We start from the raw sequence: 26,210 nt of genomic DNA, 5'->3' as shown, positions 1-26,210 counted from the left end.
GGGTGGCGCACTTCCTGATTTCGGGCAGTGTCTTACGTCTGCAATATGCAACCAGATACCCGGCCCGCCAACTAAGCGGGCTTTTTTTTGAACAAAATTAATGAGAATAACGATGCAAACACAAAAACCGACACTCGAACTGCTGGCCTGTGACGCCGCCTACCGTAACAACCCGACCGAGCTGTTTCATCAGGTCTGCGGCGCGCGCCCGGCGACATTGTTACTGGAATCCGCCGATATCGACAGCAAGGACGACCTGAAGAGTCTGCTGTTGGTCGACAGCGCGCTGCGTATTACCGCCTTAGGTGACACCGTTACCATTCAGGCGTTGTCGGCGAATGGTGCCTCCCTGCTCCCGTTGCTGGATGCCGCCTTGCCAACTGGTGTTGAAAACCAACAACAGCCGAATGCCCGCCAGTTGCGTTTTCCGGCCGTCAGCCCACTGCTAGATGAAGATGCCCGCTTATGTTCCCTGTCGGTCTTTGACACGTTCCGTTTAATGCAGGAACTGGTTAATGTGCCGGAGCAGGAGCGTGAAGCCATGTTCTTCGGCGGTCTGTTTTCCTACGATCTGGTCGCTGGATTCGAAGATTTACCCCAGCTTGAAGCCGGCAACCGCTGCCCTGATTACTGCTTCTACCTGGCCGAAACCCTGATGGTCATTGACCACCAGAAAAAAAGCACCCGTATTCAGGCCAGCGTGTTCACGCCCTGCGAGGAAGAAAAACAGCGTCTGGCCCACCGACTGGCGCAGTTGAGCCAGCAGTTAACCGAACCCGCGCCGCCGCTGCCCGTTATTGAAGTACCAGAAATGCGCTGCGAGTGTAATCAGAGCGATGAAGAGTTCGGTACCGTCGTGCGCGGTTTGCAAAAAGCCATTCGTGCCGGTGAGATTTTCCAGGTGGTGCCTTCCCGCCGTTTTTCACTGCCCTGCCCGTCACCACTTGCTGCCTATTATGTTCTGAAAAAGAGCAACCCTAGCCCGTACATGTTCTTTATGCAGGATAACGATTTCACGTTGTTCGGCGCCTCGCCGGAAAGTTCGCTGAAATACGATGCCGCCAGCCGCCAGATTGAGATCTACCCTATTGCCGGGACTCGCCCACGCGGCCGTCGTGCTGACGGATCGCTGGACCGAGATCTCGACAGCCGTATTGAGCTGGAAATGCGCACTGACCATAAAGAACTTTCCGAGCACCTGATGCTGGTGGACCTGGCGCGTAATGACCTGGCACGTATTTGTACCCCGGGCAGTCGCTACGTGGCCGACCTGACCAAAGTTGACCGGTATTCCTTCGTGATGCACCTGGTTTCCCGCGTGGTCGGCGAACTGCGTCATGACCTGGACGTCCTGCATGCATACCGTGCCTGTATGAACATGGGCACGCTGAGCGGTGCGCCGAAAGTGCGCGCCATGCAGCTTATCGCCGAGGCTGAAGGTCGCCGCCGCGGTAGCTATGGCGGCGCGGTCGGTTACTTCACCGCCCACGGTGATCTGGACACGTGCATTGTGATTCGTTCTGCCCTGGTAGAAGACGGTATCGCCACCGTGCAGGCGGGTGCCGGGATTGTTCTGGACTCTGTACCGCAGTCTGAAGCCGATGAAACCCGTAATAAAGCGCGTGCGGTTCTGCGTGCTATCGCCACAGCACACCACGCACAGGAGATTTTCTAATGGCTGATATTCTGCTGCTCGATAACATTGACTCTTTTACCTATAACCTGGCAGATCAGCTGCGTACCAACGGCCACAACGTGGTGATTTATCGCAACCATATCCCGGCTCAGACCTTAATTGACCGCTTAGCGACCATGAAAAACCCGGTACTGATGCTTTCGCCAGGTCCGGGCGCGCCAAGCGAAGCAGGCTGCATGCCGGAGTTGTTGACTCGCCTGCGCGGCAAATTGCCGATTATCGGTATTTGCCTTGGGCATCAGGCGATTGTCGAAGCTTACGGCGGATATGTAGGTCAGGCGGGAGAAATCCTGCACGGCAAAGCCTCCAGTATTGAACACGACGGTCAGGAAATGTTCGCCGGTCTGGCTAATCCCTTGCCTGTGGCGCGTTACCATTCACTGGTCGGCAGCAACGTCCCGGCGGGACTAACCATTAACGCCCACTTCAACGGCATGGTGATGGCGGTTCGCCACGACACCGACCGCGTGTGCGGATTCCAGTTCCATCCGGAATCAATTCTCACCACTCAGGGCGCGCGTCTGCTGGAGCAAACGCTGGCCTGGGCACAGCAGAAGCTTGAACAAACCAACACGCTGCAGCCTATTCTCGAAAAACTGTATCAGGCCCAGACGCTGTCCCAGCAGGAGAGCCACCAATTGTTCTCTGCAGTCGTGCGCGGTGAATTGAAGCCGGAGCAGCTGGCTGCCGCACTGGTCAGCATGAAAGTGCGCGGTGAGCATCCGAATGAAATTGCCGGGGCGGCGACGGCCCTGCTGGAGAACGCCGCGCCGTTCCCACGTCCGGACTATCTGTTTGCCGACATTGTCGGGACCGGCGGTGACGGCAGCAACAGCATCAATATTTCCACCGCCAGCGCGTTTGTCGCCGCAGCCTGTGGGTTAAAGGTAGCGAAGCACGGTAACCGTAGCGTCTCCAGTAAATCAGGATCATCCGATCTGCTGGCGGCCTTTGGCATCAACCTGGATATGAATGCCGATAAGTCGCGCCTGGCGCTTGACGAACTGGGCGTATGTTTCCTGTTTGCACCGAAATATCACACCGGTTTTCGTCACGCCATGCCGGTTCGTCAGCAGCTCAAAACCCGCACGCTGTTTAACGTGCTCGGGCCGCTGATTAACCCTGCGCATCCGCCGCTGGCGCTGATCGGCGTCTACAGCCCGGAGCTGGTACTGCCCATTGCCGAAACCCTGCGCGTGCTGGGATATCAGCGTGCAGCCGTGGTGCACAGCGGCGGAATGGATGAAGTTTCGCTGCATGCACCGACCATTGTGGCCGAATTGCATGACGGCGAAATCAAGAGTTATCAGCTGACGGCAGACGACTTTGGCCTGACGCCATATCACCAGGAACAGCTGGCGGGCGGCACGCCGGAAGAAAACCGTGACATTCTCAGTCGCTTGTTACAAGGTAAAGGTGAAGCCGCGCACGAGGCCGCCGTGGCAGCGAATGTCGCCATGTTAATGCGCCTGCACGGCGAAGAAGATTTAAAAGCCAACGCACAAATCGTGATTAATGTCCTGCGGAGCGGTGCGGCCTATGACCGGGTCACCGCCCTGGCAGCAAGAGGGTAAATGATGCAAACCGTTTTAGCGAAAATTGTCGCAGACAAGGCGATTTGGGTAGAAGCCCGCAAACAGCAACAACCGTTGGCCAGCTTTCAAAATGATGTTCAGCCAAGCTCGCGACATTTTTATGATGCGCTGCAAGGCGCGCGGACCGCGTTTATTCTGGAGTGCAAAAAAGCCTCTCCGTCAAAAGGCGTGATCCGTGATGACTTTGACCCGGCACATATTGCGGGTGTGTATAAACATTATGCCTCGGCGATTTCTGTGCTGACCGACGAGAAATATTTCCAGGGAAGCTTTGATTTCCTGCCCATCGTCAGCCGCATCGCACCACAGCCGATTCTGTGTAAAGACTTTATTATCGATCCTTACCAGATTTACCTGGCCCGTCACTACCAGGCTGACGCTTGTTTACTGATGCTGTCCGTGCTGGATGACGAACAATATCGTCAGCTTGCCGCCGTGGCACACAGCCTGAAAATGGGTGTGCTGACCGAGGTCAGCAACGAAGAAGAGCTGGAACGTGCCATTGCGCTTGGCGCAAAAGTCGTGGGCATTAACAACCGCGACCTGCGCGATCTGTCGATTGACCTCAATCGCACCCGCCAACTGGCACCGCGACTGGGCCACGGCGTGACCGTCATCAGCGAGTCCGGCATTAATACCTACGGCCAGGTGCGCGAACTCAGCCATTTCGCCAACGGTTTTCTGATTGGCTCCGCGCTAATGTCGCATCAGGACCTACATGCAGCGGTACGTCGCGTGCTGCTCGGCGAGAATAAAGTCTGCGGACTGACGCGCGCACAGGATGCCCATACGGCGTATGAATCCGGCGCAATTTATGGCGGACTGATTTTTGTTCCTTCTTCACCACGTGCCGTCAATATTGAGCAGGCTCGTGAGGTCATGACAGGTGCGCCGCTACAGTACGTTGGCGTGTTTCGCGACAGCAATATTGATGACGTGTGCTCCACCGTAGGGCATTTATCACTGACAGCCGTGCAACTGCACGGGAACGAAAATCAGACTTATATCGATACGCTGCGTGCGGCATTACCGCAACAGGTGCAAATCTGGAAGGCGCTGAGCGTGGGCGAGTCACTGCCAGTCCGCAGCTATCTGCATGTTGATAGATACGTTTTCGACAACGGCCAGGGCGGCAGCGGACAGCGCTTTGACTGGTCGCTGTTGGGTGGGCAATCACTGGATAACGTTTTACTGGCTGGCGGACTCGGTGCAGATAACTGCGTCGAGGCGGCTAAAACCGGCTGTGCCGGTCTCGATTTCAATTCTGGCGTAGAGTCGCAGCCGGGCATCAAAGATGCGCGTCTGCTGGCCTCGGTCTTTCAAACACTGCGCGCATATTAAGGAAAAGGACATGACAACATTACTCAACCCCTATTTTGGTGAATTTGGCGGCATGTATGTGCCACAGATTCTGATGCCTGCCCTGCGCCAGCTGGAAGAAGCCTTCGTCAGCGCGCAGAAAGATCCTGAGTTTCAGGCGCAGTTTGCCGACCTGCTGAAAAACTATGCAGGCCGCCCTACCGCGCTGACCAAATGCCAGAACATCACCGCAGGTACTCGCACCACCCTGTATCTGAAGCGTGAAGACTTGCTGCACGGCGGTGCGCACAAGACTAACCAGGTGTTGGGTCAGGCGCTGCTGGCAAAACGTATGGGTAAAACCGAGATCATCGCTGAAACAGGTGCCGGTCAACACGGCGTAGCTTCCGCGCTCGCCTGTGCCTTGCTTGGCCTGAAGTGTCGGATCTATATGGGTGCGAAAGACATCGAACGCCAGTCTCCCAACGTGTTCCGTATGCGGCTGATGGGCGCCGAGGTGATCCCGGTTCACAGCGGCTCCGCCACGCTGAAAGATGCCTGTAATGAAGCGCTGCGCGACTGGTCCGGCAGCTACGATACTGCGCACTATATGCTTGGTACGGCGGCTGGCCCACATCCTTTCCCAACTATTGTGCGTGAGTTCCAGCGCATGATCGGCGAAGAAACCAAAGCGCAGATCCTCGAAAAAGAAGGTCGTCTGCCGGATGCCGTTATCGCCTGCGTGGGTGGTGGTTCGAATGCTATCGGTATGTTTGCTGATTTTATTAATGACACCAGCGTCGGGTTGATTGGCGTTGAGCCGGGCGGTCACGGGATTGAGTCCGGTGAACACGGCGCGCCGTTGAAGCATGGTCGCGTCGGAATTTACTTCGGCATGAAATCGCCGATGATGCAAACCGAAGAGGGGCAAATCGAAGAGTCCTATTCGATTTCAGCGGGTCTGGATTTCCCGTCCGTCGGGCCACAGCATGCTTACCTGAACAGTATTGGCCGTGCCGATTACGTATCGATTACCGATGACGAAGCGCTGGAAGCCTTTAAAACCCTGTGCCTGCATGAAGGGATCATTCCGGCCCTGGAGTCATCACATGCCCTGGCGCACGCGTTGAAAATGATGCGTGAGGATCCGGACAAAGAGCAGCTGCTGGTGGTTAATCTCTCCGGTCGCGGCGACAAAGACATCTTCACCGTACACGATATTCTGAAAGCACGAGGGGAAATCTGATGGAACGTTATGAAAACCTGTTTGCACTGCTGAAGGACCGCAAAGAAGGTGCATTTGTCCCCTTCGTCACCCTCGGCGACCCTTCTGTTGAGCAGTCGCTGAAGATTATTGATACGCTGATCGACGCCGGAGCTGATGCGCTCGAACTCGGGATCCCCTTCTCCGACCCGCTGGCTGACGGCCCGACCATTCAGGATGCGACCTTACGTGCTTTTGCCGCAGGCGTCACGCCGTCGCAATGCTTCGAAATGCTGGCGTTGATCCGTCAAAAACATCCCAACATTCCTGTTGGCCTGCTGATGTACGCCAATCTGGTGTTCAGTAAAGGCATTGACGAATTTTACGCCCAGTGTGAAAAAGTCGGCGTGGATTCCGTGTTAGTCGCAGATGTGCCGGTTGAGGAGTCTGCGCCATTCCGGACAGCGGCACTGCGCCACAACGTGGCACCGATTTTCATCTGCCCGCCGAACGCTGATGACGACCTGCTGCGCCAGATTGCGTCCCATGGTCGCGGTTATACCTATCTGTTGTCTCGTGCTGGTGTGACTGGCGCTGAAAAGCGTGCCGCGCTACCGCTGCATCATCTGGTCGAGAAGCTGAAACAATACAATGCACCGCCGTCGTTGCAAGGCTTCGGTATCTCAGCGCCTGAGCAGGTCGCGGGGGCGATTGAAGCAGGTGCTGCCGGGGCGATTTCAGGCTCGGCGATTGTGAAAATTATTGAGAAAAATGTCGCCGCACCGGAACAGATGCTGACAGAGCTAAGGGCTTTTGTCAGCGCGATGAAAGCCGCCACGCATCAGTAATAAGCCACAACCGCCAGCGTAAATCTGGCGGTTTTATCCTTCTTTCGCCTGCTTCATTTTGTACATGGCGTTATCTGCGTTCTGAATAGCCACATCCAGTTCACCGTTCACTTCCGCAATTCCCCATGACACCGACAGCGGCACAGTGTGCCCCTCCACCACAAATACGTGATTATTGACCTGACCGCTAATACGCTCAGCGATGGCGATAGCGTCACTCGCCTGAGAGCGAAACAGCAGGATCATAAACTCATCCCCGCCGGTACGAATCACCAGATCGTGACTGGTTCGGGTATTAGACAGCATTCTGTTGGCAATGGTTTGCAGTGCGCGATCCCCGGCCGCGTGGCCCCAGGTGTCGTTGACGGCCTTAAACTTATTACAGTCCAGAAGTACCACCGAACAATGGGATAAATCCCGGCGTTTAATAATGTCGAGGATCCTGCGGTTAAAACAACCGGTCAGCGAATCGATATACACCTTTAGATCGCTTTCATTCAGCCACGATTTCAACGAAAAGCTAATGATAATAAAGAAGAACGGCGCCAAAAGAATCACAATTCCGGCATGCGCATCGTGTACCATAAAACGACCTAACGAGATCGAATAGTGCAGCGCGTACTTTTCTGACAACATCCTGACATGAGCGTTGTTCAGGTTTGCGCATTTCCCCGCTAAACAGAGACTCTCGTTGTTGAGTAAATTCACCAATGCCACATTAAGACCCGGCGGAAGCTGGTATTCAAACGCGTTTGCCAACTCATCTTGCAATTCCGGTTTCGAATGGTCATAAACCAGGTACGCCACGATATGATCGGAGATATCATCGCCTGACAGATCGTAAATATAGCTAACGACACTGTACGCCTTATCACCGGTGATTTTATCGGTGTAAAAATTGGTCGAACTAAGGGCTTTGTTTTTGACGTTTTTTTGCAGTAGTCGGGTATAAAAATCGACCGGCGGGTAGAAAAAATTGGAAATATCGAGCGCCATCTCGGAGTCAGCGAAAGAAAAATTGTGAGAGTCGGCAGGAGTAAACCAGTAAAAATAATCTGCGTCTTTGGCGATAATATAACGATGCGCGTCGAAAGTGCCCGGATTGAGCTCATTCACCATTCCGCGGATAAACTCTGCGGCGGTAAACATACACAGGGCCTGCTGGCTGGGCTGCTTAGCGATAATGGCTCCAGATGCCGAATGTATCCGCTTTCGATCGGCGTTGATTCCCCACTCCCCCTCCTCGCGCGGAACAAAGCGCGACTTGCTGCCACATCGTCCACCATTAATGGTGTGGTGATAACGCTCACCGATGGCGTCCGCGATCAGTTCATTGTCGTTAAAGATGTCCATGAGACGCGTTTGGAGACGGTTGATACCTTCACTTGCGGTGGCCGTACGCTGCTCGTAAATGATGAACAGGAACAGTGATGTAAATATCAGTGTAATGAGGCCAGAGACCAGCAACGCCTGCCTGTTTCTGAGCTTATCCTGCACAATCTTCACGCGTCCACCCTGATAGTTACCCGCATTGCCAAATCAGTTACTTGAGCGCTAAGTTACAGATTTACCCATAAAAAGCATATCTTTATTAACAAATGCGCAAACTAGTCTTCACCATCGAGCAGATAGCCCGCCCGGCGAATGGCCTCACGGCAGTCGCTGACGCCAGCGGCATAACCCGCTTCAATTTCGCAAACCGGGCTGGCACTGCAATAAGGTAATTTGATCGGTACGGCCAGAGCGTGTTCAAGGCTCTCCACCCGAGTCATATACCCCAGCAGTGCGCGCGCAGCATACAGGGCGAATTCTGCTATGTCATCGTTGGGTGATGATTCCAGAAGTGAAATTTTTTGTTGCAGCTGTTGGCGGGACAATTCCATCGTCAATGCCCTCAAAGCAGGTTTGCTTAAAGAGTAGCATTTGATCGAAGGGTGAAAAGGCGGGAGGGGAAAAACAGTATGCAAAAAGCGAGTCGCAGTGCGACCCGCTTTTCAGGGGGATTACCGACTCAGAAGTTCCACTTCACGCCGACCATCGCGGCGCTGTCGTTATATCCCTTGTCGCCAACCTGAACGCCGACATTACCCCACAGATTCAGGCGCGGGCTCACTTGTCCTTCCACGCCCACTTTGACCTCGGCGATATTTTTTGCGCCGTCCTGACGCACGTTCACGCCGTCCATCTGCGTACTAAAATCGTGTGAATTGTGCAGCCAGTTCACCTCGGCAAAGGGCTGGAACTCGCGTTCTTTCCCGTTATCCATCTGGTGATGGCTCTTAATCCAGGTTTTCACCCCCAGACGAGTCTGCACATTACCGTGCCCGTCGCCTTTGATGCGCGTACCGTTGCTTTCCCGGTGATCGTCCGCTTTCACGCCCATCCATATCGCCTGGGCCTGAGGCTGTATGTACCATTCGTTCAGCGTGCCCTGACTACCGGCGAATTCCCCCATTTTTTGGGCATAACCCATTTCCAGCGAGGCGGTGATCCCTTTCGATTTGTACGATTCGCCCTGTAAATCATCACCTTTAACATGGTTATCAAACCAGCTGTACTGCGCCCAGCTGTCCAGCCAGGCGCCATTATGCGAGTCATCGTTGGCATACCACGTGGCATAAACGCCGCTGCTGTAGCCATTGACTGACCCTTTTGAACGGTAACCCGTACGCGAGGACTGGGTGCTGTTGTGATCGTTGCCGTAGCCCGCCATCACGCCAAGGTGCCAGCGATCGAGCCCGTTCTGGCTCCACTGTGCAATATCGCCCCCCAGCTGCATGACATAACGGTTGCTCTGGGTTTTCAACTGGCCGCTGCCGTCACGCCAGCGGTTGTGCCCACCGACATGACGCATCCACATACTGGTCACTTTCTGCTCGCCGGTTAAGGCATCGATATACTGTGTTTCGCCAAGACGATCGTGCAGGCGGGTGACGAACAGGGTGTTTGCCGCCGCCAGGTTAGCCGTGTAGCTGCCCCCTTCCGGACGCAGATCGTTATCAGGTTTCGGATCTGGTTTTGGCTCCGGCTCAGGGTCAGGATTAGTTTTACCGCTGGTCAGATACCAGTTACCGCTGTTTTCATCCTGCCCGCGTCCAAGGCTGTAGTCGTAGGCCCCGGCCACAATACGGCCAGCCTGAGTGAACTCACCGTTTGACTCGCCGTCAACATGGATAACTTCAATGCCGTCGATCGTCGCGGCCCCTTGCCCACCGGCGTTGGTAACACTGACAGAAGTGGTACCGCTGGTGTCACCTTTCACCACCAGCTTATCGGTTACGGAATTGTCATCCCCCAGCGCGGTGTTTAAGGAAAGATGACCGTCATTACCGGTGTAATTACCATTAACCACCAGCAGATTACCGGCCTGCTGACCATTGACGCCTGTGGCAAGCATACCGCTGTTAACAAGGTCGCCCCCCACCGTGAACAGCAGATTATCGCCGGTCCCGGCCCCCACCTGCAGTACACCGGCGTTATCGACATTGCCCGCAACACCGCCAACCCCGGACAACATCCCTTGTTCAGCAATGTTGACCTGCGTGCTGGCAAGCGTAACGGGGGCGCTTTCACTGCCCAGCTGTAGGCCGCCTTGCTCAATATCCGTTTGCCCTGCCCAGGTAGCGTTATCCCCCAAGGTTATCGTACCGTATCCCTGTTTAGTGACGCTGCCGCTGCCATTAACCGCATTTTCAAGCGTCCAAGAACTGTTGCTGTCAAGCACCAGTCCCCCATTATTCTTCACTTCCGCGGCACCCAGATGTTCCGCAACACTGGCGGTTAATTGGGCGTCGCTGTCAATATTAAACACGCCCGAAAATTCGCTGTTGTTGCCCGTCAGGACGACATCACTTGAAGTAAGTTCTACATTGCCGTTGTTGCTAATTACATTAGAGAACGTGCCTGCAGCATTGTTCAGCGTCAGCGTCCCGCTCACAACGATGTTTCCCGTGCCTAAACCCAGCGTTGAATTAAGTTGTGCGGTTGCCCCTTTGGCAATGGTGGTTTCTGCCGTCAGGCTGCTGTTTTCGCCCGTTACCGCTAACGTGCCCCCCGCCAGGTTAATCGCACCGCTACCGGTTAAGGTTCCGCTTACCTGCCCACCGTGCTCTATCGTCAGGCTTCCGCCGTTGATGTTAAGCAGCGAATCTACCGCAGTGGTCAGTTTACCCAACGTTTGGCTATAGCCATTCATGTCAAAGCCGGTATCGGCAGCCAGACGAAGTTCACTGGTTTGACCCAGCACATTATCGTTTCGCATCAGCACATTGCCGCTGCGTACATCGGTTATACCGGTGTAATCATTATCTGAATTTGAAAGTGAGACTGTCTGCCCTTTATGACTTGCAAACGCCAGATCACCAGAACCGGTGATTTTAGCGCTCATATCAGCGGCATTACCGGTATTGCCTTCCGCATCAAGGGTCAGCGCGTTATTCCCTTGCGCAAATAGTTCAAGTTGGGTCAGACCGTAATTGATGTAAAGCCCGTCGCCGTTCTCACCACTTGTCAGACGATAATCGTAAACACCATTGGCGACTGTCTCTCCATTCTGGGTAATGTGAGATGTCTGGGCATGAGAAATCGCATCGCCATTCTGATCGATCAAGCTGAGGTTCCCACCACTGCCGGTAACAGTACCCAGGCTCTCAGCCAGCTTAACCATGACGCCACCTTCATCCTGTTGGAGTAACGGTTTCGTCGTGTCAGGGTGCTGTGAGGTGTTCTCAAAATCACCACCGATGCTAATTTGAATTTGCCCACTGCCAGTTAAGTCGAGATCGTTTTCAGTCTCAATGAACCGATCGCTGAGCGTATCGCCAGGGGATACCGCGCCATAGATTAATGTCCCGCCATTAAAGGCCAGTCCCCCTATATTTTGGGTCCCCATGCCAACAGATGTGGCATTACCCTGACCCACACTCAGCGTGGCATGCGTTAAGGCAGAGGTGTTATCCCCTTCCAGGGCAAACAGATTATTATTGAGGATCACATTTCCCGCGAACGCAGTTCCTGTTGTAGAACTGAAGTCAAACGTGTTGCCATTGTTGTCGGCAACGAGAGATCCCGTTCCGGTCAACCGGTTATCGAAGCTGAATCCGGCGTTCGTTTTAGCGACCACATATCCGCCGCTGCTAAGATTGATATCGCCAGAGCCAAAATTACTCTGCGTTGTGGATACCGTAGTATCGGTTGACGCGGTACCCGTGATATTCCAGTTGCCTGCATAGTTTTGGTTAGCGCCTGTAATCCGGGCATTGCCGGATACGGTTGAGTTTCCGCTACCGGTCAGCGTATTGTCGAAAGCGCTTCCATCAGAATAGGCGATGTCCAGTCCGGTATTATTGTTAGGCGCGGTATTAACAGAGACTCCGCCACTCCCCAGTGCTTTACTGTTCGCCACGGAAAGCAAACCACCACTAATGGCCGTTCCACCACTATAATTTGACACTACCCCCAGGCTGGTATGCCCTGACTGTTGTTCCACGGCCCCCTCACCGTTGATCGCAACATTAAACAGGTAACCTTCAGTACCCGGTTGAGTTGGATTGGTGTTATTAAAAATAACGGTGTTTTCTCCATCACCACTCATTTCGATGCTTTTCGCCACTAGCGCAGCGGGAGCGCCGTACTTAGAATCACCAATATAAAGCTGGGTGGCGCCACCGATTACGCTGTTTAATGTAATATTATTTTCAGCCGTCACTTTCGAACTATGCCCGATGATCACTTTCGTGACATTATCTGCGACCGTTGATGACAGATTAAAGTCACCCTGCGTGGTGATGCCGGTTCCAGCCGCATTCATTATCTGCAGACCGGTATTACCGACATTTTCACCGATAACATTGATATCGCCATCAACATTGACAACCGTTGAATAAATACCGGCAGCAATACTCACCTCGTTGATATCAACTAAAGCAACGTTGTTACTGATAGTGAAATCGCCACCAACGTTGATCCCCTTCGACGCGGAATTATCCGTGACTAAAAAACTTCCGTTAGTGGTATCAAGATACAGGTCGCCGCCCACGTTCAATTGAGAATTGCCAATCATCATAAACATGCCACCCAGGGTGTTTATCACGGTCATATCACCCGTAACATCAACATCCACGCCGCGCTCCGAAGGTGTAGTATTTGCCAGCCATATGTGGTTACGGTCTGCCGTCAGGCTGATGTTTTCTGCCGTTAATTTAGCCGTTGCATCTGCTGAGCCAAACATCCAGAGAGTAGCACTCGTCGCGCCAGAAGCTATTTTGATATCACCAACGGAGAGGACGCCAGCGGTTCCCCCTGCCTGCCCGGAGGTCAAGCCACCCAGCTGAGCGCCTCCAATTTGGAGCATGCTATTATTACCTAACAATAATGCACTATTCTTTTCTGACGTCAGGCTCCCACCATTTATCCATAAAGACGTGTTCGCATTTTCCGATGGTGCCATAGTTATATTTCCACCGGTAACAGTAACGTCAGCACCATTATTTATCTGAACTGTCGCAGTGTTATTCCATTGCATGCCATCGGTTATGGTCTCGGATGAAGTAAACTCAGTGTAGTTATTGATATCTAGTGCATTAACATTGGCAGCAAAGGCCAATGTGACCACCGCGGCAACCGCTTTAAGGTGAAACTGTAAACATTGTATTTTTTGCGAGAATTGGGTCGAGATTTTACTTTTCGTTTTTCCTTTACCAAATTCCGAAACCACAACCCACAAATTCTGAGTGGAATTCCATATAACACGATAAACCTTGTTCATAATTACCTTCCGAATAATACCACAGGCCTCAACATTCAACTCATTGTCGCGGCAACATAGCAATGGAGCATTTATGAGTGCTCAGCGGACACTACGCCTTCACCGGCTGCTTATCCGCAGAAACATTGAGCAATCCGTACGCGACTGACTGATGGTATTGCAGGAACGCTACCGCATCCATTTATATCGTAACTTATACACTTTATAGATAATTTATCTAAATATTACCCTGACAAAGACTTTAAAACTGGATAAGCACAAAAAATACACAATGAAATGTTAATGATCCACGTCAAAAATGTAATCCATTAGATCAAGCAGCATTACAAGAAGTAACGTTTAATTTTCATTAAAACACGACAAGAATATAAAGAAGCAATACGCAACTTTTTAACATCATCGCATTTAAGCAGACCACACAGCGTCTATAAGCTCCCCCCCCTAAAAATTCGATTGCGATTAAAAATGGAATGTATTTGCGTTGCACGAATAAAATGCCAAAAGAGTGATGGTTATCGACTGGATACAGGTAACGTCCAAGCCGGCTATTATAACCAGTTTGCTGACTTTGTTTGCTGCTCATAATAAACGAATAACAGACATCGCTTATCGGGTTAAATATACTCGATATTAATACGGCTATCAGCACAAGATGATTCTGCCGCGTAAAGCGAGGGAGATGGTCGATGGCGATATAAGGTGGAAAAACGGGCCATTTGATGACCCGTCTTTGCAGAAAGCGAAGCAGAAGAACTTAAAAACGATAACCCGCTGAGAACATAAACACCCACGGATCGAGGCGTACGTTGTCGTGCTGCTGTGCGCCAGCCAGTTTGTAGTTCGCGGTGGTGTCGATATCCATGTACCAGACTGACATGTTAATCAACCAGTCACGGTTGATCAGGTAGTCCATCCCCACCTGTCCCGCCGCACCCCAGGAGTCTTTCAGGCTCAGGTCAGATAATCCGGTTTCTTTGCCGTTATCGTTAAATCCTTCGTCGAAGAACGTGGTGTAGTTAACGCCGACGCCAACGTAAGGACGCAACTTGCTGCTGGAGTCGCCAAAGTACCACTGCGCCATTAGCGTTGGCGGTAAATGGTGAACGGTCGCGATATCCCCGGTGGTTGAGGTGCCGATTTTATGACGAAACGGCGTTGCTGCCAGTAATTCGACACCAATATTGTCGGTCGCCATATAGGTGAATGTCAGCCCCAGTTGCGTGTTATTGCTGACGTCAAAACCGCCTAAACTTCCCAGCGTACCGCCCGCACCTTCCGTCGGTCTTACGGTTGCAGAACCTGCGCGAATAAAGAACTCTCCCGCTTCATGCGCAAATGCGTTCCCGGAAAGTAGAGTTGTTAATGCCAATGCTGCCACTGTTAATTTTTTCATGTCCGCTCCATCGTTATGGTTATAAAAGCGGAACGAATATACCTACAATGGAGTAATAAATGATCTAACACAGATCACATTGACGTCTGTAATTTAACATTTATTGATCCAGATTAAGTTAGAACTTGCATTCAAAATCCTGGTTAACTTAATTCAGATCAATTTTGATATATTTCCACCCTGTGAGCATTTTTCCCTTCAATGGTATACGGATGTAATGACGCCATGGTGTACACAGAACAAACAGCGTTGTTGCATAATGCTGAAGTCATAGCCAAAAATTACCGCCGCTTTACAAAGATATGCTTTTCCATACACCTCGCGATGCTGCCACTGTTGAGTTATCCAGGGTACAATTGCCCGCAAATGAACACCTGCAAAACTCAAGGAGAGTGCATGTCAATCACGGCGAAGTCCGTTTACCGTGACACGGGAAACTTTTTCCGTAATCAATTCATTACCATCTTGCTGGTATCGCTGTTGTGCGCGTTTATCACGGTGGTGTTCGGGCATGCTTTTTCCCCCAGCGACGCGCAGATTGCGCAACTCAGTGAAGGGGATCAGATAACCAACAGCGTGGGACTGTTCGACCTGGTGCAGAACATGACACCGGAACAGCAGCAAATCCTGCTACGTGCGTCAGCGGCATCGACATTTTCTGGACTTATCGGCAATGCCATCCTCGCGGGTGGTATTATTCTGATGATCCAGTTAATTTCAGCAGGCCATCGAGTCAGCGCGCTGCGGGCCATTGGCGCCAGTGCACCGGTATTGCCTAAGCTGTTTATTCTGATTTTTCTGACTACCCTGCTGGTGCAAATCGGGATTATGCTGGTCGTTGTACCCGGTATTGTGCTGGCCATTCTGCTGTCGCTTGCGCCAGTGATGATGGTTCAGGATAAGATGGGTGTCTTTGCAGCCATGCGCAACAGTATGCGTTTGGCGTGGTCTAATATGCGACTGGTTGCGCCCGCTGTGATCGGTTGGCTGCTGGCAAAAACGTCACTGTTGCTGCTCGCCCCCACTTTTGCTGTATTATCGCCGAATGTTGGCGCGGTAGTGGCGAATACGCTGAGCAATATGATTTCTGCCGTTTTGCTGATCTATTTGTTCCGCCTGTATATGCTGATTCGCCAATAAACCCTGAACGCATCCCGGCCTCTTGGTCGATGCTTTTTGATTACGGAATCGAAGAATGAAGCAGTTTCTTGATTTTTTACCGCTGGTGGTCTTTTTCGCTTTTTATAAGCTTTATGACATCTATGCGGCGACCTCGGCACTGATTGTCGCGACGGCCATTGTGTTGATTTACAGCTGGGTTCGCTATCGCAAGGTCGAGAAGATGGCGTTGATCACCTTTATTCTGGTGGCTGTTTTTGGCGGCCTGACCGTTTTCTTCCACAACGATGAATTCATTAAGTGGAAGGTAACGGTGATATATGGGCTGTTTGCGGGTGCCTTACTGGTCAGCCAGTGGGTGATGAAAAAACCGCTGATTCAGCGCATGTTAGGTAAAGAACTGACGCTGCCGCAGCCGGTATGGTCGAAACTGAACCTGGCCTGGGCCGTCTTTTTCATCCTGTGCGGTCTGGCGAATATCTACATCGCGTTTTGGCTGCCGCAAAATATCTGGGTTAACTTCAAAGTGTTTGGCTTAACCGCCCTGACGTTGGTCTTCACGCTGCTGAGCGGGGTATATATTTACCGTCATCTGCCGCAGGAAGATAAGTCATAATGTGCATTCGCCAGATCTGCGGATCTGGCGAATTTTTAACCCACCATACCTTTCTCTCACTTTAACACCGCGTTGCACACCGCCTCCCCTCTGTTCTCAGCCCATAAATTCTAGTAGCATCGCGCCTGTAATCTTTCTCTACAGTCGGTTCTACAATGACAACAACGAATAACACCCCTCAAGGTGAGCTGGTTTTACGTACTCTGGCCATGCCAGCCGATACCAATGCTAACGGCGATATTTTTGGCGGTTGGCTGATGTCGCAAATGGATATCGGTGGCGCTATTCAGGCCAAGGAAATCGCGCACGGTCGTGTGGTCACGGTGCGAGTGGAAGGAATGAGTTTTTTACGCCCGGTTGCCGTCGGTGATGTGGTCTGTTGCTATGCGCGCTGTGTGAAGCGCGGTAACACATCCATCAGCATTAATATTGAAGTCTGGGTTAAGAAAGTGGCATCTGAGCCAATTGGGCAACGCTACAAAGCCACCGAAGCGTTGTTTATCTACGTGGCCGTGGATAAAGATGGGAAACCCCGTCCGATCCCCGCCTCTGCCTGATACGACACGTTAACGTCGAAATCAGACAAGCATTATGCTAATTGCCGGATGATGGCGTAGCGCCTCATCCGGCCAACTTCTTACTCGATCTGCGCAGTACCGTTCAGACGGAAAACAATATTCACCACCAGTCCGGAGCCGGGTTTTCCCGCCTCGTAGCGCCATTTGCGCATGGCATTCTTCACTTCACGCTCAAACATATTGGCGGGCTGCGCGGAAAGCACCTCCACGTTCTCAACCCGGCCATCTGACGTCACGTCAAATCTCACTTTTACACGACCTTCAATACGCAGCGCCTGCGCACGTGCCGGATACTGTGGCTGATTACGACTCAGCGCACGCGGGCCAGCAGGCGCACTGACGGTCGGCTTGCTGGTGGCCGGGGCGGTACTGGTGGTCGGGCGCGCAGGCGCGGTGTTTTCAACTGGCGCAGCCGGGCGTGATTCAACCGGTTTAACGTCACGTTTCGGCTGTTCTTGCACCTTTTTCACCGGTTTTGGCTTCGGTTTTGGCTTTGGCTTCGGTTTCTCAATAACGACCGGTGCCTCCTTTGGCGGTTCAGGAATCGGTTCGGGTTCCGGTTCTGGCTCGACGACGGGCTCCGGAGGCGGTTGAACAACCTGCGGCGGTTCGAGGTCAGCTGGCGCGACCATCGTGATAGAAATCGGCTGCGCGGGCGCAGGCAGTTCAATAACCTGATGTACCGAGGTATACAGCAGTCCTGCCACTACAGCACCATGAACGCCGACAGAAAGTAACGTCGGCCAGGGAAAGCGACGAGGTAAATCAAGGGTCATTGAAGTCATAATCGTTTCAGTTAAAAAACCAGGCCCTGATTTTAAATGCAAATAGCAATCATATTCAATAAGCCCATGGCGGTAAGCGGCATTTAAAACGCGATTTTATGATAATAACCCACTTCTAAAGTAGGGGCTTAACAAATCCGTTATCTTTCCGTTGCAGTTGTTAGGCCTTTCCAATAACGTAATTAACGACTTTTACCGATCAAGGAGCTCTTCCCGTGCTGTATGTTATTTATGCTCAAGATATCGCTGATTCTCTCGAAAAACGCCTTTCCGTGCGCCCGGCACATCTGGCACGTCTGCAACTTCTCCATGACGAAGGTCGCCTGTTGACCGCAGGTCCTATGCCCGCCGTGGATAGCAACGACCCGGGTGCGGCCGGATTTACCGGATCAACCGTCATTGCCGAATTTGAATCACTCGAAGCTGCACAAGCATGGGCTGAAGCTGACCCGTATGTAGCGGCAGGCGTTTATGCGCAAGTTTCAGTAAAACCGTATAAGAAAGTATTTTAAGCAACAACGTCAGACTAACATTAATAAGTAGAGTGATTATCTACCCGCTTATAATATTCACAAGGGTGCATCTGAATAGATAATATTCAATGCACCTGTATTATTGCTATTTCAATACTCACCATGGCATATAACACTTAGTGGTTAGAAAACTAAAGCATCTGGCAAAATGTTATGCAGGGAATCTTTTTATAAATAATGACAGTCTTTTCGATAGACGTATAATAAGGTAGAGGAATGCTGTCGACTTCCTATTAAATTGCTATTTATCATTATCAATTTATTATGTATTTCACTTCTGAAAAGCGATACATCAAGCTCAATAAAATTTTAACTCACTAACTTATCACTTTTAAAACAACAAGATACATCACCGCATCCATCTGAGAAACCCAATACCACTTCTGCATTACGCCATCAGAAGTGGCATTAACTCACTGATTCTTTAATATCCAGCAGCTTTATTGGCCGCATTGATTCGCTTAGTCCTGGCGTCTTTTTGATTTTTATCTGTTGCCTGCATGATGCCACCGGCAGCATCAATCCAGTCGCTTGCCGTGCAACCAGACAACGTCACACTCAGCATGAGCGCCATTAAATACTTCATCTAAACTCCGTTTTTCAAAAACCGTACAAAAATATTGGTGAAAATTTATATAATTAGTTATTACCGGCACATTGTTACAAACATATCCGACACGAGCAATCAATAAATAAGGGGCTGATTGAATAACGCAGAATATTAAGCGGGAGGATAAAAGATGGCGGGTTGTGCTGTGGTCATTGGGCACCGCCAGCGATGCCCATTTTGATCAGACGCTGTGGATTGCAAACAACAACGAGTTACGTTGATGGTTGAGAATGCACTTTCTGATGGTATGGATGCGCATATTGCGGCGCGATTGTCCTTCAAGCCAACGCGCTTTACGGCGACTGGCCTGACGCTGCATCCGCCAGCGCCCCACTTCCGTTCTACTACGCTTCATGTTAACCACTCTTACCGTCACAGAGCGGACATTATACCGCCTGACCGAATGCAGACCAGCAGTTTTCCCGTGTTTTTATTTGCCAGATGAATCCTGATGCGTAAACTCTTAACAATACGCTTTCAAAAGGATTTTTAAATTTATGACAACCTTCTACACCGTGGTGAGTTGGCTGGTCATTCTGGGATACTGGGTACTCATCGCTGGCGTAACATTACGCATTCTGATGAAGCGACGCGCAGTGCCCTCTGCAATGGCCTGGCTTTTGATCATCTATATTCTGCCATTGGTCGGGATCATTGCTTATCTGTCTTTCGGTGAACTTCATTTGGGCAAACGTCGCGCCGAGCGCGCCAGAGCGATGTGGCCTTCAACGGCCAAGTGGCTCAACGACCTAAAAGCCTGTAACCATATTTTTGCTCAGGAGAACAGCAGCGTCGCCTCGTCTCTATTTAAGCTGTGCGAACGTCGCCAGGGTATCGGCGGCGTTAAAGGAAACCAGCTTCAATTGCTCACCAGTTCCGATGACGTGATGCAGGCGTTGATCCGCGACATTCAACTGGCGCGGCATAACATTGAGATGGTGTTTTATATCTGGCAACCCGGCGGCATGGCCGACCAGGTCGCAGAATCATTAATGGCCGCGGCCCGACGCGGTATTCACTGTCGCTTGATGCTGGACTCCGCAGGCAGCGTGGCGTTCTTCCGCAGCCCGTGGGCCGCGATGATGCGTAATGCAGGTATTGAAGTCGTTGAGGCACTGAAGGTTAACTTGATGCGTGTCTTCTTACGCCGCATGGACCTGCGCCAGCACCGTAAGATGATAATGATCGACAATTATATTGCTTACACCGGCAGTATGAACATGGTTGACCCGCGTTTCTTTAAGCAGGATGCCGGCGTCGGGCAATGGGTTGATCTGATGGCAAGAATGGAAGGTCCGGTCGCCACCGCGATGGGGATTGTTTATTCCTGTGACTGGGAGATTGAGACCGGTAAGCGCATTTTACCGCCGCCACCGGATGCCAATATCATGCCATTTGAGCAGGCAAGTGGGCACACCATTCATACCATAGCCTCCGGCCCGGGTTTTCCTGAGGATTTGATCCATCAGGCGTTACTGACCGCGGCATACTCTGCGCGTGAATATTTAATCATGACCACGCCCTACTTCGTCCCCAGCGACGATCTGCTGCATGCCATCTGTACGGCGGCGCAGCGTGGGGTGGATGTGAGCATTATTCTTCCCCGCAAAAATGACTCTATGCTGGTTGGCTGGGCAAGTCGGGCCTTTTTCACCGAGCTGCTGGCGGCTGGCGTGAAAATTTACCAGTTTGAAGGGGGTCTGTTGCACACCAAGAGCGTGCTGGTCGATGGTGAGCTGAGTCTGGTGGGTACCGTAAACCTGGATATGCGCAGCTTGTGGCTGAATTTTGAGATCACGCTGGTGATTGACGATGCCGGATTTGGTGCCGATCTCGCGGCAGTACAGGACGATTACATCTCCCGTTCGCGCCTGCTTGATGCGCGTTTGTGGCTAAAAAGGCCACTCTGGCAACGGATCACCGAGCGACTGTTTTACTTCTTTAGTCCGTTGCTGTAAAACGTGCCCAAGAGACGGTAAACAGGTAGTCATTATGGATATGGATTTGAACAATCGCCTGACTGAAGACGAAACGCTTGAGCAGGCTTATGACATTTTTCTCGAACTGGCGACAGACAATCTCGATCCCGCTGACGTTCTTCTGTTCAATTTACAGTTTGAAGAACGCGGCGGCGCAGAGTTATTTGACCCGGCAGAAGACTGGCAGGAGCACGTCGATTTTGACCTGAATCCTGACTTTTTTGCCGAAGTGGTGATTGGTCTGGCCGACTCAGAAGATGGCGAGATTAACGATATTTTCGCACGCGTTTTGTTATGCCGTGAAAAAGATCACAAGCTCTGCCATATTCTCTGGCGCGAATGAGTCAAAAGAAAAGCTGCCCAGGCAGCTTTTTTTATTTAATTCGGAAGCTTAGTTCCACAGCGGTTACAAAATTGCGCGCTGTGCTCGTGCTGATGCTGCTGACACTGAGGGCATTGACGCTGATTCTGCCGATGCTGAAACGCGCTGCTCATGTGCGTAGTAATCAAGCCCGTGGGTATTGCAATTACTGAATAACCGATCAGGATAAGCACTGACGCCACCATTCGCCCTAACGGCGTGTGCGGCGCGATATCCCCATACCCAACCGTCGTTACCGTCACAATGGCCCAGTACACCGACGCATTCAGCGTATCAAATCCATACTTCGGCCCTTCAATGAGATACATCAACGCGCCGAAAATAATCATTAAAATGGCGATAAACGAATAGAACAGAATCAACTGGTGACGTGCGCTTTTTATAGCGCCCCAAAACACCATCAACGAAGGCATAAAGCGCAACAACTTGAGGATCCGCAGTACACGAATCGCCCGCATCGCTCGCCAGGCAAACACATAGTTCAGACTCATTTCTGGCCATAACCACATCACATACAGCGGCAAAATGGTGGCCAAATCGATAATACCCCAAAAACTAAACACATATTTTGCCGGATTGGCCCAACAGCATAATCGCAGCAAGTATTCGGCGGTGAAGACCAGAGTAATAAAGATCTCCAGCCAGACAAAAGAACGCCATTCATCATACGTTAAATGATATTGCGTCCCGACGCCCGACTCGACGAAGATGACAATGACGCTAAGCAACGCAAACAGCGCGCACAGACCTTCAAAACGACGACCTGAGCGCGTGTTTAAATCGAATAATTTACGATAGACAGCGCGGCGGACAGAGGACACAAAGCCAGACACATTCACCTCACCTATAAGAAGGGCTGACCTTTGTCAGCCCTCACGATTATAGCGGGTCTACTTTCAGGCAGGAAACAGCGTGGCAGAAACTTCCTTCCAGAACCGGTCGCGTTTTTGCACATTCCGGTCCGGCAATCGGACAACGGGTACGGAACACACAACCAGACGGCGGATTGATCGGTGACGGTAATTCGCCTTCCAACAGTTGGATGGTTTTGTTCCTCTCCTGATCGGGATCGGGGATCGGCACCGCCGACATCAGCGCTTTAGTATAAGGATGCAGCGGGTTATGGTACACCTCGTCGTAAGTGCCCAGTTCCACCGCATGCCCCAGGTACATTACCAGCACGCGATCGGAAATATGTTTAACCACCGCCAGGTCATGGGCAATAAAGATTAACGATAATCCCATTTCACGCTGCAGTTGTTGCAACAGGTTCACTACCTGCGCCTGAATCGACACGTCCAGCGCCGAAACCGGCTCATCGCAAATAATCAACTTCGGCTCGAGGATCAGCGCGCGAGCAATCCCGATACGCTGACACTGCCCGCCTGAAAATTCGTGCGGATAGCGGTTGATCAAATTTGGCAACAGCCCGACTTTCATCATCATTGCCTTCACGCGATCGCGCACTTCCTGCCCTGGCAGGCTGGGATGATAAGTGCGCAGCGGTTCTGCGATAATTTCACCGATGGTCATACGCGGGTTTAATGAAGCCAGCGGATCCTGGAAAATCATCTGAATATCGCTGCGCACCGCGCGCCACTCATCGGGTTTCATACCCAGCAAATCTTTACCCAGCCAGGCCACTTTGCCGTCGGTGGCTTTCACCAGACCAATAATGGCGCGGGCAAAGGTAGACTTACCGCAGCCTGACTCGCCCACCACCCCTAACGTTTCACCTTCGTACAGTCGCAGGGTCACGCCATCAACGGCTTTCAGTGTTTGTGAGGGTTGCCAGAACCACTGCTTGCCGTCTTTGATATCGAAATGGACTTTAAGATCGGCTATCTCAAGCAAGACTTTTCGTTGTTCAGTTGCCGTTGTCATACCAGTTCCTCCACCGGTTTAAAGCAGGCACGCAGGCGGCCCGGGCTAAACTCTTCCAGCGGCGGTGCACTGCTACAAATTTCCATCGCATGCGGACAACGAGGCTGGAACGGGCATCCTTTTGGCAAACGCAGCAGGTTTGGCGGGTTACCCGGGATGGTCAGCATCTCTTCCCCTTCAGCATCCAGACGCGGTACCGCGTTAAGCAAACCAATAGAATACGGATGAACGGGTTTATAAAAGACATCGCGCGCGCTGCCATATTCCATGGTGCGCCCGGCATACATCACCAGAACCTTGTCGCATATCCCGGCAACCACACCGAGGTCGTGGGTGATCATAATAATCGCGGTATTGAATTCACTCTTAAGTTCATTCAGGAGCGTCATAATTTGCGCCTGAACCGTAACATCGAGCGCGGTTGTCGGCTCATCGGCGATCAGTAACTTTGGCCGACACTGTAACGCCATGGCGATCATCACACGCTGGCGCATCCCGCCTGAAAATTCATGTGGATACATCTTCATACGCTTGCGCGCTTCCGGCATTTTGACCGCATCCAGCATTCTGACGGATTCTTCAAACGCTTCGGCTTTACTCATACCTTTATGCAGCATCAGCACTTCCATTAACTGCTCTCCGACCCGCATATACGGGTTCAGGGAGGTCATGGGGTCCTGAAAGATCATTGAAATTTGTTCGGCGCGCAGTTTGTTCAGCTCGCGTTCCGGTAAATTAAGAATTTCACGTCCGTTGAACGTCGCAGAACCGCCGATGCGACCATTGGCCGCCAACAGTCCCATCAGGGCAAACGCCGTTTGCGATTTCCCCGATCCAGATTCACCGACAATACCCAGCGTTTCACCGGCACGCAGCGAAAAGTTCAGATCGTTTACCGCGGTTACATCCCCATCAGGGGTGGCAAACGTCACGCGCAGATCTTTCACGTCCAGCAGTGCGTTAGCCTGTTGTTGCGCGAGCGGCGCGGTTGAGGTTTCAATTACGCTCATGGCTGCACTCCTTAACGGTCTTTCGGGTCGAGGGCATCACGCAGGCCATCGCCAATAAAGTTGAAACAGAACAACGTCACCACCAGGAAACCTGCCGGAAACAGCAGCAGCCACGGTGAGACTTCCATTGAGTTAGCACCATCACTTAACAACGCCCCCCAACTGCTTAACGGCTCCTGGGTCCCTAAGCCAAGGAAGCTCAGGAAGGATTCGAACAGGATCATGCTCGGTACCAGTAGCGATGCGTACACAACTACCACGCCCAGAACGTTCGGGACAATATGGCGGATAACAATGCGCACGGTCGAAACCCCACCCACCTGCGCAGCCTCAATAAACTCTTTGCGCTTCAGGCTCAGCGTCTGGCCACGCACGATACGTGCCATATCCAGCCAGGAGACCATACCGATCGCCACAAAGATCAGCAGGATGTTTTGCCCAAAAAAGGTCACCAGCAGAATGACGAAGAACATGAACGGGAAGGAGTTGAGGATTTCCAGCAGGCGCATCATCACGGAGTCAATTTTGCCGCCCAGATATCCTGACAACGATCCGTACAACGTGCCGACAATCACCGCCACCAGCGCCGCGGCAATCCCGACCATCAGCGAAATACGTCCACCAATCGCCACGCGTACCAGCAGGTCACGCCCCGAAGAATCAGTACCGAAGTAGTGGCCGGACTCACTGTCCGGCGCGCTGGACATCATTCCCCAGTCGGTGTCGAAGTAGGTAAATTGCGATAGCATCGGCGCAAGGGTCACAAACAGCGCGATAATCACCAGCACAACCAGACTGGCTACCGCCGCGCGGTTATGCATAAAGCGTCGACGCGCATCCTGCCACAAACTGCGGCCTTCGACTTCCAGCTTTTCACTGAAATTCTCCAGCGTCTCGCTGTTTTTCTTACTTAACATCATAGATAGCGAGCTCCAGTATCAGTAACGGATTTTCGGATCGATAACGGCATACAGCACATCAACAATCGCATTAAATACAATTGTCAGTGCACCGACCAGAATGGTCAGGCTCAATACCAGCGAGTAGTCGCGGTTCAGCGCGCCGTTAACGAACAGTTGACCAATACCCGGCAAGCCGTAGATAGTTTCAATCACCATCGAACCGGTAATAATGCCGACGAACGCCGGGCCCATATAAGACAACACCGGCAGCAAAGCGGGCTTTAACGCGTGACGGAAAATAATCCGCCGCATTGGCAGACCTTTCGCCCGTGCGGTACGAATAAAGTTGGAGTGCAGCACTTCAATCATCGACCCACGGGTGATACGGGCGATACTGGCGATATAAGCCAGCGACAACGCCACCATCGGCAAGATCATAAATTTCAGCGCCCCGCCGTTCCAGCCACCACCGGGCAACCATTTCAGCGTTATTGCAAATATCATCACTAACAAGGGGGCCACCACAAAGCTTGGGATAACCACCCCGGTCATCGCTACCCCCATCACCGTATAATCCCAGCGCGTATTTTGCTTCAACGCAGCAATGACGCCAGCACTGACGCCAACGAGTACCGCCAGGATAAAGGCAGCTGCACCCAGCTTCGCCGAAACCGGGAAGCTCGAGGCAACCAGATCGTTAACTGTATAGTCTTTATATTTAAAGGAAGGTCCAAAATCGCCATGCGCCAGTTGCTTCAGGTAGCTGAAGTACTGCGTGGTGATAGGGTCATTAAGATGGTATTTCGCTTCAATATTCGCCAGTACCTCTGGCGGTAACGCACGTTCACCGGTGAAAGGACTTCCCGGCGCAAGGCGCATCATAAAGAATGAGATCGTAATAAGAATAAATAGCGTCGGAATCGCTTCCAGACAGCGACGTAATATGAATTTTAACATTGCCCGTACCTTCTGGCGTGTGCCTTTATACCTCTTTAAGCCAGTTATGGGGCC

General features: G+C 51.8%; 22 protein-coding genes, 3 pseudogenes and 1 other annotated feature (1 of these 26 cut by a window edge). Of the genes and pseudogenes, 12 read left to right on the top strand and 13 right to left on the bottom strand.

What is annotated here, in order from left to right; translation table 11 throughout:
* Nucleotides 1-89: a sequence feature (Trp leader region), on the top strand (it extends 6 nt beyond the left edge of the window).
* A gap of 23 nt (nt 90-112) precedes the next feature.
* From AC3ITF_RS09675 to trpA, 5 genes are read left to right on the top strand one after another with little or no spacing between them, the layout of a single operon-like run.
* Nucleotides 113-1,675, top strand: a complete 1,563-nt coding sequence (locus AC3ITF_RS09675; protein WP_181491338.1) for an anthranilate synthase component 1 — start codon at nt 113-115, stop codon at nt 1,673-1,675.
* On the top strand, nt 1,675-3,270 hold the full coding sequence (trpD, locus tag AC3ITF_RS09670; protein WP_096756814.1) for a bifunctional anthranilate synthase glutamate amidotransferase component TrpG/anthranilate phosphoribosyltransferase TrpD: 1,596 nt from the start codon (nt 1,675-1,677) through the stop codon (nt 3,268-3,270). Before AC3ITF_RS09675 ends, trpD begins: the two co-directional genes overlap by 1 nt.
* Nucleotides 3,271-4,632: a bifunctional indole-3-glycerol-phosphate synthase TrpC/phosphoribosylanthranilate isomerase TrpF gene (gene trpCF / locus AC3ITF_RS09665; protein WP_246864814.1), complete on the top strand. Its 1,362-nt coding sequence runs from the start codon at nt 3,271-3,273 to the stop codon at nt 4,630-4,632.
* 10 nt (nt 4,633-4,642) lie between these two features.
* Complete coding sequence (trpB, locus tag AC3ITF_RS09660; protein ID WP_489176371.1) at nt 4,643-5,836, top strand: tryptophan synthase subunit beta; 1,194 nt, start codon at nt 4,643-4,645, stop codon at nt 5,834-5,836.
* Nucleotides 5,836-6,642: a tryptophan synthase subunit alpha gene (gene trpA, locus AC3ITF_RS09655; RefSeq protein WP_489176370.1), complete on the top strand. Its 807-nt coding sequence runs from the start codon at nt 5,836-5,838 to the stop codon at nt 6,640-6,642. The genes trpB and trpA overlap by 1 nt, the downstream gene beginning before the upstream one ends.
* Nucleotides 6,643-6,675: 33 nt before the next feature.
* Here trpA and AC3ITF_RS09650 read toward each other — a convergent pair whose 3' ends face one another.
* The 5 genes and pseudogenes from AC3ITF_RS09650 to ompW all read right to left on the bottom strand — a co-directional run bounded on the left by AC3ITF_RS09650 (nt 6,676) and on the right by ompW (nt 14,801).
* Nucleotides 6,676-8,148: a GGDEF domain-containing protein gene (locus tag AC3ITF_RS09650; RefSeq protein ID WP_117342897.1), complete on the bottom strand. Its 1,473-nt coding sequence runs from the start codon at nt 8,146-8,148 to the stop codon at nt 6,676-6,678.
* Between the two features lie 101 nt (nt 8,149-8,249).
* Nucleotides 8,250-8,525 carry a hypothetical protein gene (locus tag AC3ITF_RS09645; protein WP_117342898.1) on the bottom strand — a complete coding sequence of 92 codons (276 nt, stop codon included), beginning with the start codon at nt 8,523-8,525 and terminating at the stop codon, nt 8,250-8,252.
* Between the two features lie 128 nt (nt 8,526-8,653).
* A pseudogene (locus AC3ITF_RS09640) lies at nt 8,654-11,623 on the bottom strand (autotransporter outer membrane beta-barrel domain-containing protein); the annotation flags it as partial.
* Between the two features lie 1,734 nt (nt 11,624-13,357).
* A pseudogene (locus AC3ITF_RS09635) lies at nt 13,358-13,408 on the bottom strand (ESPR-type extended signal peptide-containing protein); the annotation flags it as partial.
* Nucleotides 13,409-14,162: 754 nt separating this feature from the next.
* Entirely contained in the window at nt 14,163-14,801 is a 639-nt protein-coding gene (gene ompW, locus AC3ITF_RS09630; protein ID WP_135911915.1) for an outer membrane protein OmpW, read from the bottom strand.
* Nucleotides 14,802-15,082: 281 nt separating this feature from the next.
* On the opposite strand from ompW, the pseudogene AC3ITF_RS09625 reads away from it, so the two are divergent.
* The 4 genes and pseudogenes from AC3ITF_RS09625 to yciA form a co-directional block, all read left to right on the top strand.
* Nucleotides 15,083-15,169, top strand: a pseudogene (locus AC3ITF_RS09625) (YkgJ family cysteine cluster protein); the annotation flags it as partial.
* A 28-nt stretch (nt 15,170-15,197) separates the two neighbouring features.
* The gene (locus tag AC3ITF_RS09620; RefSeq protein ID WP_489176369.1) at nt 15,198-15,941 is read left to right on the top strand and encodes a YciC family protein; all 744 of its coding nucleotides are present in this window, start codon (nt 15,198-15,200) and stop codon (nt 15,939-15,941) included.
* A gap of 55 nt (nt 15,942-15,996) precedes the next feature.
* A complete protein-coding gene (locus AC3ITF_RS09615; protein WP_115258309.1) occupies nt 15,997-16,536 on the top strand; it encodes a septation protein A in 540 nt (179 codons plus the stop codon).
* 155 nt (nt 16,537-16,691) lie between these two features.
* Nucleotides 16,692-17,093: an acyl-CoA thioester hydrolase YciA gene (gene yciA / locus AC3ITF_RS09610; protein WP_115258308.1), complete on the top strand. Its 402-nt coding sequence runs from the start codon at nt 16,692-16,694 to the stop codon at nt 17,091-17,093.
* 80 nt (nt 17,094-17,173) lie between these two features.
* On the opposite strand, the gene tonB is transcribed toward yciA, so the two are convergent.
* Nucleotides 17,174-17,899 carry a TonB system transport protein TonB gene (gene tonB / locus AC3ITF_RS09605; protein WP_210424343.1) on the bottom strand — a complete coding sequence of 242 codons (726 nt, stop codon included), beginning with the start codon at nt 17,897-17,899 and terminating at the stop codon, nt 17,174-17,176.
* 215 nt (nt 17,900-18,114) lie between these two features.
* Here tonB and AC3ITF_RS09600 point away from each other — a divergent pair, with 215 nt between their 5' ends.
* Nucleotides 18,115-18,411: a YciI family protein gene (locus tag AC3ITF_RS09600; protein WP_003020675.1), complete on the top strand. Its 297-nt coding sequence runs from the start codon at nt 18,115-18,117 to the stop codon at nt 18,409-18,411.
* Between the two features lie 445 nt (nt 18,412-18,856).
* Here AC3ITF_RS09600 and AC3ITF_RS09595 read toward each other — a convergent pair whose 3' ends face one another.
* Together AC3ITF_RS09595 and AC3ITF_RS09590 are read right to left on the bottom strand one after the other, a co-directional pair.
* A complete protein-coding gene (locus AC3ITF_RS09595) occupies nt 18,857-19,018 on the bottom strand; it encodes a hypothetical protein (protein ID WP_164496617.1) in 162 nt (53 codons plus the stop codon).
* A gap of 205 nt (nt 19,019-19,223) precedes the next feature.
* Complete coding sequence (locus AC3ITF_RS09590) at nt 19,224-19,397, bottom strand: YciY family protein (protein WP_096756805.1); 174 nt, start codon at nt 19,395-19,397, stop codon at nt 19,224-19,226.
* A 142-nt stretch (nt 19,398-19,539) separates the two neighbouring features.
* On the opposite strand from AC3ITF_RS09590, the gene cls reads away from it, so the two are divergent.
* Nucleotides 19,540-21,000 (top strand): cardiolipin synthase, encoded by a 1,461-nt coding sequence (gene cls / locus AC3ITF_RS09585; protein ID WP_096756804.1) that lies wholly within the window; start codon nt 19,540-19,542, stop codon nt 20,998-21,000.
* A 34-nt stretch (nt 21,001-21,034) separates the two neighbouring features.
* On the top strand, nt 21,035-21,364 hold the full coding sequence (locus AC3ITF_RS09580) for an HI1450 family dsDNA-mimic protein (RefSeq protein WP_096756803.1): 330 nt from the start codon (nt 21,035-21,037) through the stop codon (nt 21,362-21,364).
* 35 nt (nt 21,365-21,399) lie between these two features.
* Here AC3ITF_RS09580 and AC3ITF_RS09575 read toward each other — a convergent pair whose 3' ends face one another.
* The 5 genes from AC3ITF_RS09575 to oppB are packed head-to-tail and all read right to left on the bottom strand — an operon-like array spanning nt 21,400 to nt 26,156.
* Nucleotides 21,400-22,236, bottom strand: a complete 837-nt coding sequence (locus AC3ITF_RS09575; protein ID WP_096756802.1) for an ion transporter — start codon at nt 22,234-22,236, stop codon at nt 21,400-21,402.
* A gap of 46 nt (nt 22,237-22,282) precedes the next feature.
* Nucleotides 22,283-23,287, bottom strand: a complete 1,005-nt coding sequence (oppF, locus tag AC3ITF_RS09570) for a murein tripeptide/oligopeptide ABC transporter ATP-binding protein OppF (protein WP_489176368.1) — start codon at nt 23,285-23,287, stop codon at nt 22,283-22,285.
* Complete coding sequence (gene oppD, locus AC3ITF_RS09565; protein WP_096756800.1) at nt 23,284-24,297, bottom strand: murein tripeptide/oligopeptide ABC transporter ATP-binding protein OppD; 1,014 nt, start codon at nt 24,295-24,297, stop codon at nt 23,284-23,286. Before oppD ends, oppF begins: the two co-directional genes overlap by 4 nt.
* Nucleotides 24,298-24,308: 11 nt before the next feature.
* Entirely contained in the window at nt 24,309-25,217 is a 909-nt protein-coding gene (oppC, locus tag AC3ITF_RS09560; RefSeq protein WP_096756799.1) for an oligopeptide ABC transporter permease OppC, read from the bottom strand.
* 18 nt (nt 25,218-25,235) lie between these two features.
* Entirely contained in the window at nt 25,236-26,156 is a 921-nt protein-coding gene (oppB, locus tag AC3ITF_RS09555; RefSeq protein WP_096756798.1) for an oligopeptide ABC transporter permease OppB, read from the bottom strand.
* Nucleotides 26,157-26,210 lie beyond the last annotated feature (54 nt).

It is taken from the genome of Citrobacter sp. KH_055_1 (assembly GCF_057838705.1).
Note: the sequence above shows the minus strand (reverse complement) of the source record. Positions and strands in the feature narration are given on the sequence as shown.